Below are 16,556 nucleotides of genomic sequence, written 5' to 3'. Positions count from 1 at the left end.
AGTTTAAACGCATGAATGTAAGTTTCTTTTCAAGGATTATGTTGTGCGGAACACTTGCCGGCGGCATGCCTGTAATGGCACAGGCGTCAGCCGCGACAGGCTCTGCTCCGATGCAGATTGGTTCACAACAAATCAAAGTGACGGGTATCGTAAAAGACAATACCGGTCCTATCATAGGTGCCTCCATATCTGAGAAAGGCACGACAAACAGTACTTTAACCGACATCAACGGCAATTTCACACTGAACGTAGGAAGCGGAGCCACACTCGTTGTGAGCTACATCGGAATGAAGACAGTGGAGGTGACAGCCTCGGCAAAACCGATGACAATAGTGCTTGAGGAAGACTCGAAGCTGCTCAATGAGGTGGTTGTCACGGCGTTGGGAATAAAGAGAGACCGCAAGGCTCTGGGATACGGACTCGACGAAGTGAACGGCAAAGCATTCGAGAAGGCTAAAGAGACAAACGTCATCAACTCGATGGCAGGCCGTGTGGCGGGTCTCGTGGTGAGCCAGACAGCAGGCGGACCGTCAGGCTCGACAAGAGTGCTGCTCAGAGGCAACACAGAGATGACCGGAAACAACCAGCCGCTATATGTCGTTGACGGTGTGCCGCTGGACAACACCAACTTCGGCAGCGCCGGAACATCAGGCGGCTACGACCTTGGAGACGGCATATCAAGCATCAACCCCGACGACATCGAGACAATGTCGGTGCTGAAAGGTCCGGCGGCATCTGCCCTCTACGGAAGCCGCGCAAGCCACGGCGTGATTCTCATCACGACAAAGAAGGCAGGCAAAGGCGAACGGTTCTCCGTAGAATACAACGGAACGCTGACCATAGACAGGCAGCTCTCCAGATGGAACGACGTGCAGCAGACATACGGTATGGGCAGCAACGGCACATACAGCATTGACGCCGTGTCCAACACAAACAAGAGCTGGGGTCCAAAGGCAGACGGCAGCAACATGCTGGAATATTTCGACGGGGTGAAGCGTCCTTACCTAATCATTCCCGACAACATCTCCGGCTTCTTCCGCACAGGTGTGACTGCCAACAACACACTCACCGTATCGTCAAGCAACAAGACCACCGGAATGCGCTTCACATTCACCGACATGAGAAACAAAGACATCGTTCCAAACACAAACATGAGCCGCGACATATTCAATCTGAGGTCGAACTCCACGTTGGGAAAGGTGGATCTTGACTTCTCTGTCAACTATACGCACGAAGGAGTAAAGAACCGTCCGGCTCTGGGAGACAGCAAGTCGAACATCGGAAAGAACCTCATGACACTTGCTACGACATACAATCAGGCGTGGCTGCGCACCTATCAGGACAAGAACGGAGAATATTCCAACTGGAACGGAATGGATCCCTACAACGTGAACCCGTACTGGGACGTATACAAGAACTCCAATAACTCGGACAAAGACCTGTTCCGTCTGCATGCGTCAGCTACGTGGAACATCAATCCCCATCTGAAGATTAAGGGCACGGCAGGTGCAGAATTCAACTGGTTCTCGTTCGAGGACTTCAAGGCTCCGACCACTCCCGGATACGAATCGGGTTATCTTCAGGACAGCAAGTTCGAGAACAAGATGTACAACTTCGAGCTTCTCGCGACATACAACAACCGCTGGGACGACTTCGACTTCACCGGAACATTCGGCGGAAACATATATAAGGTGGACAACAAAACCACACTCAACACAGCTAAAGACATGCAGATACCCGACGTCATAGCCATAATGAGCTTCAACGAGACAAGCATCGAGCAAAATAGCTACCGCAAACAGATAAACTCCTTGTTCGGTTCTGTGAATCTCGGATGGAGGAGTCTCGTGTTCCTTGACGCCACCCTGCGCGGCGACCAGTCGTCCACACTGCCGCTGAACAACAACGTATACGTGTATCCTTCGGTCTCAGGCAGCTTCGTGTTTTCCGAACTCATCAACAGGAAAAACATCCTGCCGTACGGCAAGATACGCATGTCGTGGGCACAAGTGGGAAGTGACACCGACCCTTATCAGTTAGGTCTGGTATACACAAAATCAAAGTTCACATATCCGGGCTATACCATCGGATACATCAACAACGAGACAATACCTAACAAGAACCTGAAACCCACAAGGACAAACTCGTTTGAGATAGGCTTTGAGACGAAGTTTCTCAACAACCGCATCGGGCTTGACTTCACCTACTATAATCAGATAAGCAAGGACCAGATTATGGGAATTGCGAGCAGCTGGGCTACCGGTTACACCTACCGTCTCATAAATGCCGGAGAGATACAGAACCAAGGTATTGAGATAACTCTTAACACCCGCCCGGTCCAGACAGGCGATTTCGCATGGGACCTGAACTTCAACTTCTCCAAGAACAGCAACAAAGTGAAGAAGCTTGTAGACAATATGGACATGTTCGAACTCGAGAAAGCCTCATGGCTCGACGTACAGATAGCAGCCAAGGTGGGCGAGAACTTCGGCTCGATTGTAGGTCCCGACTTCGTGAGAAACAAAAACGGAGACATCATTATAGACCCTCAGACAGGTCTGCCAAAGTATGACAAGAGCAACCATGTGCTCGGTAACGCCTCATGGGACTGGACAGGCGGCATCAGCACTTCACTGCACTACAAGAACCTTTCACTCTCCGCACTGTTCGACATCAAGGTCGGTGCCGACCTGTACTCTATGTCCGCACGTGCCGCGCACGAGTCAGGAAAGAGTCCGGCAACGCTTAAAGGTCGCGACGAATGGTATCACTCAGAAGAGCTGCGTCAGGAAGCCGGCATACCGAAGGGCTCGTCCGAATGGAATCCGACGGGAGGATTCGTAGCTCCCGGAGTGATAGACAACGGCGACGGAACCTACCGCAAGAACGACATCATCATCAATCCGGAGGACTACTGGATGAGTGTGTGCCGCAACGCACCGTCAATGTTCATCTACGACAACTCTTACGTGAAGTGCCGCGAGATAGTACTTGCATACCAGTTGCCGAAGAAATGGCTGGGCAAAGTGATTCAGGACATGTCGGTATCGTTTGTTGCGAGAAACCCGTTCATTGTCTGGAAAAACATTCCTAACATCGATCCGGACTCCAACTACAACAACACCACCGGAATGGGGCTCGAATACGGCTCTCTGCCTTCAAGAAAGAGCTACGGCATAAACGTTAATATCAAATTTTAACCAACATGGGAACAATGAGAAAGATAAAGACTTTTATTATATTGTCTGCGGCATTGCTGGCTGGAATAAGCTCATCGTGCAGCGACAGCTACATGGAAGACCTTAACACAGACAAGTCGAAAGCCAACAGCATAGACCCCAACGCGCAACTCACGACAGCCGAACTGCAGACATACGGCGACCTCGGTATGGTGGAGATATACCGCAACTACCTGTATGCTTTCACCCAACAGCTCATGGGATGCTGGAACACCACCAACTACGGAGGACGCCACACGGTGGACAACAACGAGATGGGCAGGATATGGACGTCGTTCTATCCGAAAGCCATAAAGAACCTCACAGACGCCATCCATCGCAGCGCGGAGGATGAGAACAGAAAGAATATCAACGCCATACTGCGCATCTACCGCGTCTATATGATGTCAGTCATCACGGACATCTACGGAGACGCGCCATACAGCGAGGCAGGGTTAGGCTATCTGAAAGAGATATACAACCCGAAATACGACACGCAGGAAGACATATACAACGATTTCTTCACCGAGCTGAAAGATGCCGCATCCGCGCTGGACGCCGCCAACGACAGAATAACGGGCGACGTGATATACAACGGAGACGTGGCTAAATGGATAAAGCTCGCCAATTCTCTCAGACTGCGCTACGCCATGCGCATATCCGACGTAGCACCCGAGAAGGCGCGGAAGGAATTTGAGGACGCGCTCGCCTCTGAAGGCGGAGTGCTCACATCGGGCTCTGACGACGCACTGATAAAATACATGGACATATCGTTCAGCTTCGGACAAGACTCCTACACCGACTACAGAGGCAACGCCTTGTCGCAGCTCCTGTTCGGCAACGACCCCGCCAACAACCCGAGTTATCTGTGTTCGACGTTCTTCAACCAGCTTTACAACACGAAAGACCCGCGCACATTCATGATAGCCAGATTCTATTATGACGGGCTCATGAGCCAGACAAGCCCCGACAACCGGATAGACCTTACAGACGAAATCACCGGTAAGGGCATAGCCATGAACCCCTGTCAGCCTGGAGCTTTCTCCTACGACCCGTGGCCGCAAGGATATGACAGCGACATGATGAAAGAGATAGCAAAGACCAACCCGTCTGTAGAGACCACGATGGCACGCGAGACTGAGCCGAAGCTTGCAAACAACTTCCTCCGCGGCGACAACCCCGGCGTGGTGATGACATGCGCTGAAGTGAACCTGCTTCTTGCTGAGGCTTCACTGAAGAAATGGAATACCGGAGGGACGGTGGAAGGGTTCTACAGCAAAGGAGTGCGCGCGGCAATGGACTTCCTTGCCGACAACTACGGCTACGACAGAATATCCGACAACGACTTCAACGCATACATAGCCGACAACGGCATAGGCCACACCGAGCAACAGGCTAAAGCTGCGATAAACACCCAGGCATGGATACTGCACTTCACCAACCCCGCAGAATGCTGGGCAAACGTGCGCCGCTCCGGCTATCCGCGCCTCAAATCGCCCGCCGAGTACGGTTTCGGACAATATCTCACAGGCGGAAAGGACATACCCGTAAGGCTTTGCTACCCTACTCTCGAATCATCCTACAACAAACCCGGATATGACGAGGCTCTCAAACGCATGGGCGGCAAGGACAGCTGGAACACCCATGTATGGTGGGACGTTGAATAATTCATAATAATAAAACAAGAAACAACTATGAAATCAATACTGAGACTATTAACGGCAATGCTGCCTTTGTGCATGATATGCCTTTCCTGTAGCGACGACGATCCGTTCTCTACGGTAGGACCGGATGACGAGCCGCACATCCTTTCACCCATGTTCCCCGACAGACAGAACGGGGAGCTGCCCGTCATCGCCGCCATCAGCCGCGACGCCAACTTCAAGATGACGCTCACCGTGACACCAGCCGACTACACCGACGTGGTATGGTATATAGACGGCGACAAGGCTGCCGAAGGCGACAGCATAGACATCGGGCTGCCAGCTGGGCTTTACACGATGAAAGTGGTTGCGACAACGGTGAAAGGGAAATCCACCTCACGCGAGGGGCTCATAAGGGTGAACCCGCTCGACGGAGACCCTTGGTCAGCCGAGAAGGGCTACGAACGCTTTGTAGCTCCGGGCACAGTGGCTGTGCTCTACGGCGACAATCTCGAACAGGTGAGAAGCGTAAGAATCGGCAACAGCACTCCCTCCCCTGCCGCCTATTCGACAGAAGGCGGCACTCCACACCTCACATACACCGTACCGACAGACGTTGAGGACGGCACGCACAGGGTTTTCCTTACAGACACGGACGGAGAAGAGTTCGGCGCAAACACTGTCACGGTGAGCAAAACAGCCCTCGTCACATCTGGAGCCGGACGCGCGCGGGCAGACGCGGAGTGGACTCTGACCGGAATAAATCTCGACAAGATAGCGTCGCTGAAAGTAGGCGATACGGAGATAAGGCAATTCACTCATCAGACATCAGACACGATAAGGATGATGTTCCCCGCAATTGCCGAGGGCGAATACACTCTTACAGGAACCACGAAAGACGGAGGCAAGGTGAGGTTCTGTCAAGGCAAGTCGGTTGTTGAGCAGATGCCGCTATCCGTAACGACCGAGCTGGTGTTATGGTCAGGGCATCACTACGTGTCGTGGGGGCTCGCTGACGGTGACCCAAACAAGACGTTCAATCTCATAGACAAGGACGTGTTCGCCACGGTGAAGGCTGGTACGGTCATGGCTATACACTATTCCACAAATCCGGAAGACACCTACCATCAGCTGCAACCCACCACCGCATGGTGGACAGCACTGCCCGGAGCCGACAAGGCTGACGTGGACGGAGCCGGAGTATACGAATTCACACTCACCCGGGATGTGCTCGGCATGATAATGGAGCAAGACGGATTCATCGTCACCGGACACGGTATATACATCGATTCAGTGGTTTTAAAATAAACGGAAAGTATTATGATTTCATTAAGAAATATGACTCTGACGGCAACCATCGGCATAGCCTGCGCCTCGCAGGCTGTGTCTCCGGCAATACGTCCGGACAAAGAAATAGAGAGGAAGATTGAGAATACTCTGGGCAGAATGACTCTCGAGGAGAAGATAGGTCAGATGACAGAGCTCTCCATCGACGTTCTCGGCGAATGGAAAGACGGCGAGTTCAGGCTCGACAGGGACAAGCTCCACAACGCCATCGCCAAATTCAAGGTGGGCTCGGTGCTCAACGCGCCCGGACCGGTAGCCCAGACGCCTGAGAAGTGGCAGGAGATAATAGGCTTGATACAGGAAGTGTCGATGAAGGAAATCGGCATTCCGTGCATCTACGGACTCGACCAGAACCACGGAACGACCTACACGCTCGGCGGAACGCTGTTTCCGCAGAACATCAACATCGGGGCTTCGTTCAATCCGCAGCTGGCATACGACGCCGCCAGAGTGACCGCCTACGAGACCAGGGCTGCCAACTGTCCGTGGACATATTCGCCCACCGTCGACATGGCGAGAGACCCCCGGTGGCCGCGAGTATGGGAGAACTACGGTGAGGACTGCCTCGTCAACGCCATAATGGGAAGCGCGGCGGTACGCGGTTTTCAGGGCGACGACCCCAACCACATACCTTCCGACAGGATTGCCACATCAGTGAAGCACTACATGGGATACAGTCAGGCGAGGACCGGAAAGGACCGCACGCCGGCTTACATCCCCGTATCCGAACTGAGAGAAAAATGTTTCGCTCCGTTCAAAGCCTGTGTCGAGGCTGGCGCGCTTACAATAATGGTGAACAGCGGAAGCGTGAACGGTGTGCCGATGCATGCCGACAAGGAGCTTCTGACAGGCTGGCTCAAGGAAGGACTCGGCTGGGACGGCATGCTCGTCACCGACTGGGCTGACATCAACAACCTCTATACACGCGAGCATGTCGCCGCAGACAAGAAAGAGGCTATAGAGATTGCCATAAACGCCGGAATAGACATGGCGATGGAACCTTACGACCTCGACTTCTGCACTCTGCTCAAAGAGCTTGTCGAGGAACACCGTGTGCCGATGAGCCGCATAGACGATGCCGTGCGCCGCGTGCTCCGTCTGAAGTACAGGCTGGGGCTGTTCGACACTCCCGTGACGCACATGAAGGATTTCCCGGAGTTCGCGTCGGAGGCTCACAAGGCACTGGCTGTGAAAGCCGCAGGCGAGTCTGAGGTGCTGCTGAAGAACAGAAACGGCATCCTGCCGCTGAAGAAAGGCACAAGACTGCTTGTCACCGGACCAAACGCCAACTCCATGCGATGCCTCAACGGAGGATGGAGCTACTCATGGCAGGGACACATTGCCGACCGCTACGCAGCCGACAACAACACCATCTATGAGGCTCTGCGCGACGAGTTCGGCAAGGACAACGTGACGCTCGAGCAAGGAGTGACCTATGTTCCGGAAGGCAACTACTACGAGGAGAATCCTCCCGAGATAGAGAAAGCCGTGGAGGCGGCTGCCGGAGCCGACGTAATAATAGCGTGCATAGGCGAGAACTCTTATTGCGAGACTCCCGGAAACCTTTCCGACCTCAGGCTCTCCGCCAACCAGCGCGACCTCGTGAAGGCTCTCGCCCGGACAGGAAAGCCCGTCGTGCTCATCCTCAACGAGGGGCGACCGCGCATCATCAGCGACATCGAACCGCTCGCGGAGGCTGTCGTCAACATTCTGCTGCCCGGCAACTACGGTGCGGACGCGCTTGCCGGAATACTCTCGGGGAAAACCAACCCGAGCGCTAAAATGCCCTATACATACCCGAAGGATCCGGCGGCTCTCACCACATACGACTATCGCGTGAGCGAGGAGATGGACAAGATGGACGGTGCCTACGACTACGACGCGGTTATATCAGTGCAGTGGCCCTTCGGTTACGGACTGAGCTACACCACGTTCGGCTACGACAACTTCAGGACTTCAGCCGACACATTCACAGCCGGTGACGACATAACCCTGTCTGTCGATGTGACCAACACAGGGACAATGACAGGCAAGGAGACGGTGATGCTCTTCAGCCGCGACATGGTTGCGTCGCTCACTCCGGAGAACCGGCGTCTCAGAGCGTTCAGAAAGATAGAGCTGAAGCCGGGCGAGAAGCGCACCGTGTCGTTCAACCTGAAAGGCAGCGACCTCGCCTTTGTAGGTGCGGACGGCAAATGGATACTCGAGAAAGGCAAATTCAGGATGCAGGCTGGAGACAAGATTCTCTATCTGGAATGCACCGAGACCCACAAATGGGACACTCATAACAAATGATGAAAAACCTGACCGACAGGGAGGCTATGGTTTTTTCATGAGTTGGAAGCGCACGGTATGGCTCCCGTCTTCACCGTATATGCAGCGCGATGCTGTGCGGTGGGACGGGTAGCATACCGGCGGCTTGAACGCGGCAACAGCCCGGAGAGTATGTGAAATAAAGATTTATCCAAATATATACGTCCTAATGACCGATTCGGGTTTAATACAAACCACATTCCATAATGATAGGGAATGTTATAGGATATACCTGAAAAAGCGCGAGAAAGGATTACGGCAGAGGTGCGGAAAAGGTATGTGAGGCAGACTGACATATCTGAATTTATTGTCAGAACACAAACAATCCTTTTGTGTTTAAAACCATATGCACATCCCTCCACATAGTGGAGAAACAGCGAATTTCCGTACACCGTAAACCCGCTGAGAACAGCGCAGAGACAAACGGCAGGCAATCTGCCGCCATATACGCAGTTTTCAGCGTATCATCATAACCTCCATATTGTCAGCATATTACAAGAATAGCATAAAAAGAAACCCTTTTTCACCGCACGGAAAAGGCTTTCCCATAGCACGGAAAAGGCTATATGGGCACACTGAAAAGCACATTTGGTAAGACAAAACAGGCTTTCCGGTAACATAGAATCGCCTCTGCTGACCACCGGACAACATGAACATACACCGGAAAAGAACAAAAACAACGAAATTGGGACAAACATTACGCCACACAATCATGCGTACGGCATGACACAGAAAGGAAAAACACATCCATGAACACATCCGCGCGCCCGCCGCATTTCTGTTTTGCGGAATAAATATGTCAATATTTTTTACTTCACACTTAGCCTCAACATCCGATGCCGACCGCCCCGGAATGACACCAGAGAGCAACATCACCGACATTCTCAGAATCCCCGTCTCTTCCCCATCACATGCCTTCCTGCCGCCATATTGCATTCAAGTCCTTTCACGACACTGCCCCACACACTGTAAAGAGGGAAGGGAAAACAGCTGAGGGATAATGGCAATCAGAATTTGTCTGAGATGTGAGATATAAGCTTCGGAAACCTGGCTTTGATTTTGTCAAATGATTTTCCTCCCAATATAGCGGGCTCAACCAAACTCTTGTCAAGAAGGAACGGAAAAGAGAAAGCAGAACCATCATACTCAAATTCAAGCATGAATACCTTGCAGGTTCTCAACTTGTTGTCCTTACACCTGCCGACTTTCTTTCCTATATAACGAAATATATCTTCAGTACTGATGGAATATTCACAAAGAAAGGGAGGTATGCTGTCATCAGCTGGTTTTGTATTCACATCTCCCGTTTTATCATTAAGAGATGGATATATCCTTTTTTCTCCAAGATTGAAGAAAGCCAGGAATGCGGGACTGATAAAGTTATGCTTCATTCTTTTGTCAAGAAGGAATGTAAAGCCTGTGCCTTTGACATGAATGAAAATCTCATAGCGTTCTGTATCCATGAATTTGTAATTTACTCAGTCTTTCTCTATCATATAAAATCATTTATCTTTTATACAACGGTAATCAATCAACTCATCGCAATGTCCTCGTATATACTGAGCCATCTTTGTCTTCGGATAGTCTGTCACCGCAGTCTTATATCTGTTCCATTTATATAAAGCCGTCGCGGCTCTTTCTTCATCTGTAAACAGTTTGAATGCATTATCTATTATTTTGCTGGATGTTTTAGCTATACTGTCACGCAATTGTCTTTGATACGTACTATAGTAAGGATAGCTCACCCACTCTCCTTTATAGTATGATGTAAGCCTCCAACAACGTCCTATGGAATTTTGCAGTCCACGGGCATATTCAAGCATCAGTTCCGCTTTTTTATCAGGATTCCGCACTGCCTTTATCCTACTTTCCAACGCATACATTTTTTTTGCAAAGTCTAATTTGTAAGACTTGCCTTTTCGGTTCATTCGGATGTCGGAACTAAATGCATCATATTCCATAGTACGATATACATTCCTTGTTCTAATGAATTTGTCAGAGACCAATGCGAGATAATGCATAGCTTCTTTATATCTCATTCCTGCAATTAGTTGTGTACCGATAATCTCATTGAGATAATTCATATCGTTATAACTGTACTTGCTCAAAAAACGATCCAAACCACATAACGGATTCTTCATCCTATATGCCAACCGTTTGACATACTTCACCCCTATGGAGTCCAGATTAATAAAGAAATCCGTCCTATAATCGTATTCGTTCTCGTTTGTAAAGTTTAATATTTTCCAATCCGCACGACCTCCTTTCACTTTCCAAATACAATTGTCAGCATAGTTAAGAAACTGCAATGCCCTGACTTTATATCCGGATGAGATGCACTTTGGAACCACTTGAGATATGATGATTTTCCTCATCATATCATTCCAATAATATTGACTGAATCCGTCCCTTTGATTTGAGGCTTCCACAACTACCTTTGAATTCAAATTGGAAACAATCTTACGGTGTAGCCATGACAGTTCACCGTAAAGATAGCGTTCCAAGCTGTCATTATATTCAGAGGCACATTTGACTGTCAGGTAAATACGGAACACACGGATGGCATCTTTCAAGTCTTGACTGGCATTATATCTTGAAGCACGCTTTATAAGTTTAAGTGCCATATGGCTTTCTCCCTCCTTGTCATAAGTATAGGAGGCAATATAACACCATGCCGCTTTATACGCAGGTTTAACATTTGGAATGGTTTCCACCGCAAGCCTGTTTAATGCAGTATAATCGCAATTTTCATTATCAACTTCAGCCATGTGAATTATATACTGCGTCAATGGTAAAATCCTATTATCATCAATGTCATTTTTGCATAATAACGACAGTAAATCCATATAGTTATAAGACTTGCCCTCCATCTGAATGCAGAACAGATAAGAATGGACATCCCCGACATCGATAAACATTCTTTTAGCTTTCTCCGTTTCTCCCATATGGAAATATGCACCGGCTACATATCCTCTTGCCATGTCAGAAATTATGTTATTCCGGAATTCCCGTTTTCGGTCTATCCAAATATTCAGGCATTCGCTGTACTGCCGCATTGATATAAGACATCTCATTATTTGAAGTGTATAGCGGTCTAAAAGCCTTTTAGAATGTTGTCTTCTGGCTTGCGCGCATATTTCAGCCAATGCTATGCTTTCGTTGTCTCCCTCAACAGGATAATACCATTCTGAATTTTGCCGGCTACGTATCATCTCACACCTCTTTGCAAGCAGCAGATAAGACGTGACCTCTGTATCATTATGCCTTATAAGCCATTTCGCAAAAGCGTTGTTGCCTTGCAAACGGCTGCTGTTGGTAGCGCAAGTATGCAGCTGGTACAACTGCTCATAGCTCCAGTCATAAATGACGTCCTTTATGTCAGAAAGAGGAATGTATGTCGAAGTTATTTCGCTCCAATATAGGCAATTTCTCTTAATGTCATTTCTTGATTGCGGCTGCAAATCATTTTGTGGATTGTTTAATCCTTTCATGTTATTGCCGCAAATACGGAATGTATAGTATTGTTCCGGCGAGTATAACCTGTCGAACGGACCGCAAGCTAATGAATTTTGATATGACAGTATCAATAATAAAATGAAAAATGAGTGCCTCATCAATCAGTGTTTATAAATCTGGTGAATATTTTCTTTTGAATATTGGGTGATGTTTAATGAATCGAGATGATACAGGATAATGTTGCGGGGTTGCCGCCTGATTTTAGAGAAAGCAAGTTCTTTAACTTTAATTATGTCTTCAAAAGGAGACGTTTCCAAGCGTATAATATCACCTTTTTTAAGGTTGTGTCCTTCTAAATAATGTTCTTTTAAAACAACAAATTTGCACTTTTCAGTTTGTCTGTAGCGTAGTCTGTCCGTATAGTCGGTATTGTGGAGAATGGACATAAAGTCATTTCTCCGCATCCATATACCCCAGGAATAAATAGGGAAAGCCACATCCAATGGCAATTCATATTCCACTTTAGAGTTTAAGTAAGGCTTCACGTCATTATAGTTCAAAATTGAATTTGCATCGGGATTATACAGCGAGCCTGTGTTGTATAACATAAGTACCCCATAATCGGCAGGCGGACACTCCTTTTTCAGCTGATGCAGCCGGACAGTCACACTGAGGTTCATGCTGTCTTTATGCAGCATGTCGCGTAAATCTGCGCATAGCTTAAAAAAGTGATTCTTGGTGCTGTTTGTCCAATCACAATCCAACTGAATCTCATGCATATTGTTTATTCTGTTACGCCTAGACATTGCAATAATCCTTTTGTACATCAATTGGGCGAATGTAGTATCGGCTTTTATGGCTTTTGTGGTTATGTAGACAGTAGGCACCACCTCTATTCCGGCTGGCACAGTGTCAAGAAACAACGTTGTGGCAATAGGAATTGCCTTGAACAGTCCGTCATTATCTTGCCCATAGTCAACATCAAAGAATCTGATATACATCTTTTTTATATCATGCTCCTTTATAAAGTCCTTTTCATAACTGCTTAATTTGAATTGCGTCTTCCAATGGTATATGGCATTGCATGGCTTCGTCACAACGTTTCCGCCAGAAGCATTCCTGCAGATTGAAAACAACACCATACCTGCCACCAGGACAGGTAAGGCGCATAAAACCAGTGCTACATATTTTTTCATTTACATGTTTCCTTATACATTTTGCATTGCTTATTCTAATAAAACACCTTTAAACTGATGTTTCCAGTTGTTTCCATTCATTTTGAACATGAGTATTCGTGCCCTCCAATTATCATAATAACAATACCAACTTTTAATGAATAATTCGTTGTACGATAATGCATCTAATGAGTTATTTTTCAGTATTGTATATATACATACAATCCAATTCCTACTGATACTGATTTGGGATCTAATGAACGCCTTTCTATTTCTGCATTAACGTTTAATACGCTAGTTCGGGATAAGGATTTTTTGTGAGTTCTCAAAAACAGGTAGGCTTCTGCCTATGTCTGCCAGTAGGGGCGCGATTCATCGCATCTCAGAGGGGCTATACCTGAAAAATGTATGCAAATGCCGATGTTTCCAATAATGGCAAAGTTTTACTAAGCCATAAAATGCACTCTTATTGGAGTGTTAAGTTTCTACTTTATAACTCATTAGCGTTTTGTTTATACGATTGAATGCTTCTCTGCCTAACATGGCAGGCACATCCAAACTCTTGTCAAGAATGAAAGGGAAAGAGAAAGTGCATCCTTCGTGCTCAAATCCGAGGCGGAACACCTTGCATACCCTCAGTTTGTTGTCCTTGCATCTTCCCACTTTCTTCCCAACATAATGGAACACATCATTAGTACTGATGGAATCCACATAGTCAGGAAGAAAGGGCTGCAAGTTGTCATAGACAGGATTTGTATTCACTTCTCCTATATTATTCTCAGGAAGTGAATACATCTGCCTCTCTTCAAGATTGAAGAAAGCCAAGAACGCAGGACTGATAAGGTTGTGCTTCATTCTCTTGTCAAGAAGAAAAGTAAAGCCTATGCCTTTGACTTGGATGAAGATTTCATTCTTTTCTGTATTCATACCCATACAAGCTTTTGAACTTTACTTTTGCTTTTTCTTCAATTACATCATCTGGTTCAAACTGTGCATATTCATCTTCTGACCTCAATTTCCTAATAATCTTTTCAAAATGATAGTCATCAAGAAGTTGTTGATTCTCCTTTTTATCATCTTCATTCAAATTGCCAGTTAGATGCCTAATTTTATAACTTTGCTTCTCTATTGTCTTTTTATTGGATTGTCTTTCTGCATATAGGAGTATTGCCGCTCCTATAGCAAGTATAGCTATAGCTTCAATCATTGCATTTTACATTGTAAGTTTCAAAATCAATAATCCACTTATTTTCCATAAGGAATTCTATACCCAACACACCATGTATCTGAATACCTGTTTCTTTCTGTACCTGTGCTATAGCATCAGTCGCATCAAGCACAGAAAAAGTGGAAGTATAATCAACACCCTCGAAATTGAATGTAGCTTCAATGACAGGAGTTTCTTTATAATGTCCCTCTATGCCCATTGTTCTACAGGTACAGTCGAGTAGCTCGAACTCATCTTTAAAGTGTTCATACACAAAATCAAAAAGGGTGTTATGGGTAGAACCTGTATCTATTAGAAAACACATATTCTTTAGTTTGCCTGATGTTACTATCAGTGGCAAGCCTGTCTTTTGCAGACCTAAATTCAGTGGAAATTCCATAAGCTGAGTATTAAAAGATAAACATGCACAAATCACCTTTTATGACTTTTTTGTCCTTAATCTGAATTACATAAAATACAGGATCTCCTTTATCCTGCCTAATGGCAATTATGCCTTTGCTTTCGGAGAGGTGTATTATCCGAACTTCTATTTTCGACTTGCTTTTTCTTATAGTATTGAATTTTCCCCGAATATATTCAATATATTCCTTTTTGTCCAATGAGTCATATACCCATTGGGAATCATATTTGAAATCGGGAGATAAATGTTTTATAATCAAATCAGCGTTAAGTGTCTCCCATGCTTTGGCAAAATCTTTTGTTATGCTTTCGCCATTTATCGGCATTTGTGCCTTCAAGACCTTAAATATCTTAAACATAGTAATATTCTCTAATTATTTATACATCATGTGCAAATTATAAAATGAAAATATCCATTCATATTTGTCGTTTGAATTTTTCTGGAAGATTTCTGTCATAGGCAAAAAAAGCTCCGGTTTTGTTTAAAATATCTTCCACATAATTATCAGTCACAACATCATTTTTTACCAATTCCATAAGTTTTCCTATTGTCAAGCCTAAAGCTGAAGTCATCGTTTCTTTTCGTGAACTGAAAATTCCAGTGGGAATTCTTACCTGAAGATTCGGATTTTTCGTATAAGTATTGTCTTCGATTCTGTCAAGTATTCCAATTCTACACATATATACAATGCAACAAAAATCCTCTTTGTGCTCATACACGTCATCACCGTTGGTTATTTGCGGCTGGATTTCAGACAGCAATTTGAGTACTTTACCCATGCAGACTGCAGCTTTGTTTAAGTCCAATGCTCTCATATATTATTCGATTAAATGTTTTTAGAATAGTATTTTGCTGTTTGAGAAAGTTTTTTCATTTGTTTCTTACAAGAAAGTCTGTACTTAGAATACCATGAATTTGCATCCCTGTTTCTTCTTGTACTTGCGTTATAGCATCAGAGCCATTAAATACAGAGAAAGTAGAAGTATAATCTGTCCCCTCAAAGTTGAACGTAGCTTCTATAACAGGAGTTTCCTGTAATGCCCTCTCAATTCCCATTATCCTACGAGTACTATCAAGTAAACTCATCTTTGAAGTGTTCATATACAAAGTCAAAAAGGGTGCTGTGGATAGAACCTATATCTATAAGAAAACACAAGCTTTTTTGTTTGCCTGATGTTAAAATCAGTGTCAAACCTGTTTTTTGCAGGCCAAATGCGAGTGGGAATTCCATTAGTTGATCCTTTTTAGCTTTATATATTCTTTTGTGTTGTAGTTTATTATGGTATATATGATTCCACTTTCTCCCAAGTTTAAATCTACATAGTGTACACCAATACTCTCGTAAGTTCCATTATACTCTCTTGATAGAATAATAGCATTTGATTCTTCTAATAAATTATAAACAACTTTATTATTTCCATTGATACATATAAGTTTACTGTTCTCATTATCTAAAATATAACTTACATATTTTTCAAATTCAAAATCCATGGTGTTGACAAACATGGACTGATTTTCTTTGAAAGATATAATATTCTCTCCATAATTATAGCTGTTATCCCAATGCTTGGTTTGAGTTTTCTCTGGATGTTCAATATTCCTTATAGGACCAGATTTAGGTTCATAAACATCAGTTTCTTCTCTTTTTTCTTCACCCCAATATTGGCAAACATACCAATCTCCAATAATATTGGACTGGTTTTCATACTCATTATTCTTACAGCCTACTAGTACTAAACAAAAAATGAAAATGCTAAAAATGCTTCTTCTATTCAT

At 45.9% G+C, this 16,556-nt stretch carries 15 protein-coding genes; 4 read left to right on the top strand and 11 right to left on the bottom strand.

The window, feature by feature from the left end:
- The first annotated feature begins 11 nt into the window (after positions 1-11).
- The 4 genes from BN4609_RS06025 to BN4609_RS06010 are packed head-to-tail and all read left to right on the top strand — an operon-like array spanning position 12 to position 8,503.
- Entirely contained in the window at positions 12-3,200 is a 3,189-nt protein-coding gene (locus BN4609_RS06025) for a SusC/RagA family TonB-linked outer membrane protein (protein ID WP_068855695.1), read from the top strand.
- 14 nt (positions 3,201-3,214) lie between these two features.
- Complete coding sequence (locus BN4609_RS06020; protein WP_068856334.1) at positions 3,215-4,885, top strand: SusD/RagB family nutrient-binding outer membrane lipoprotein; 1,671 nt, start codon at positions 3,215-3,217, stop codon at positions 4,883-4,885.
- Between the two features lie 27 nt (positions 4,886-4,912).
- Positions 4,913-6,169, top strand: coding sequence for a hypothetical protein (locus BN4609_RS06015; protein ID WP_068855694.1), 1,257 nt, complete (start codon positions 4,913-4,915; stop codon positions 6,167-6,169).
- 15 nt (positions 6,170-6,184) lie between these two features.
- A complete protein-coding gene (locus BN4609_RS06010; protein ID WP_068856332.1) occupies positions 6,185-8,503 on the top strand; it encodes a glycoside hydrolase family 3 N-terminal domain-containing protein in 2,319 nt (772 codons plus the stop codon).
- Positions 8,504-9,528: 1,025 nt separating this feature from the next.
- Here the strand turns inward: BN4609_RS06010 and BN4609_RS06000 are convergent.
- The 11 genes from BN4609_RS06000 to BN4609_RS05955 form a co-directional block, all read right to left on the bottom strand.
- On the bottom strand, positions 9,529-9,984 hold the full coding sequence (locus BN4609_RS06000) for a hypothetical protein (protein ID WP_068855692.1): 456 nt from the start codon (positions 9,982-9,984) through the stop codon (positions 9,529-9,531).
- Positions 9,985-10,023: 39 nt separating this feature from the next.
- On the bottom strand, positions 10,024-12,012 hold the full coding sequence (locus tag BN4609_RS05995; RefSeq protein ID WP_068855691.1) for a hypothetical protein: 1,989 nt from the start codon (positions 12,010-12,012) through the stop codon (positions 10,024-10,026).
- Positions 12,013-12,138: 126 nt separating this feature from the next.
- Complete coding sequence (locus BN4609_RS05990; RefSeq protein WP_068855690.1) at positions 12,139-13,173, bottom strand: hypothetical protein; 1,035 nt, start codon at positions 13,171-13,173, stop codon at positions 12,139-12,141.
- Positions 13,174-13,629: 456 nt separating this feature from the next.
- On the bottom strand, positions 13,630-14,079 hold the full coding sequence (locus BN4609_RS05985; RefSeq protein ID WP_084791382.1) for a hypothetical protein: 450 nt from the start codon (positions 14,077-14,079) through the stop codon (positions 13,630-13,632).
- On the bottom strand, positions 14,060-14,359 hold the full coding sequence (locus BN4609_RS05980) for a hypothetical protein (protein WP_068855688.1): 300 nt from the start codon (positions 14,357-14,359) through the stop codon (positions 14,060-14,062). The genes BN4609_RS05985 and BN4609_RS05980 overlap by 20 nt, the downstream gene beginning before the upstream one ends.
- A complete protein-coding gene (locus BN4609_RS05975) occupies positions 14,352-14,759 on the bottom strand; it encodes a hypothetical protein (RefSeq protein ID WP_068855687.1) in 408 nt (135 codons plus the stop codon). Before BN4609_RS05975 ends, BN4609_RS05980 begins: the two co-directional genes overlap by 8 nt.
- Before the next feature lie 10 nt (positions 14,760-14,769).
- Positions 14,770-15,138, bottom strand: a complete 369-nt coding sequence (locus BN4609_RS05970) for a hypothetical protein (protein WP_068855686.1) — start codon at positions 15,136-15,138, stop codon at positions 14,770-14,772.
- A 58-nt stretch (positions 15,139-15,196) separates the two neighbouring features.
- Positions 15,197-15,595 (bottom strand): hypothetical protein, encoded by a 399-nt coding sequence (locus tag BN4609_RS05965; protein ID WP_068855685.1) that lies wholly within the window; start codon positions 15,593-15,595, stop codon positions 15,197-15,199.
- 55 nt (positions 15,596-15,650) lie between these two features.
- Entirely contained in the window at positions 15,651-15,866 is a 216-nt protein-coding gene (locus tag BN4609_RS17155; protein ID WP_306455821.1) for a hypothetical protein, read from the bottom strand.
- Entirely contained in the window at positions 15,853-16,011 is a 159-nt protein-coding gene (locus BN4609_RS17150) for a hypothetical protein (protein WP_306455820.1), read from the bottom strand. Before BN4609_RS17150 ends, BN4609_RS17155 begins: the two co-directional genes overlap by 14 nt.
- Positions 16,011-16,556 (bottom strand): hypothetical protein, encoded by a 546-nt coding sequence (locus BN4609_RS05955; RefSeq protein WP_068855684.1) that lies wholly within the window; start codon positions 16,554-16,556, stop codon positions 16,011-16,013. The genes BN4609_RS17150 and BN4609_RS05955 overlap by 1 nt, the downstream gene beginning before the upstream one ends.

This window comes from Leyella lascolaii (assembly GCF_900079775.1).
GTDB lineage: Bacteria > Bacteroidota > Bacteroidia > Bacteroidales > Bacteroidaceae > Prevotella > Prevotella lascolaii.
The sequence above is the reverse complement of the archived record's forward strand: the minus strand, read 5'-3'. Positions and strand labels throughout refer to the sequence as shown.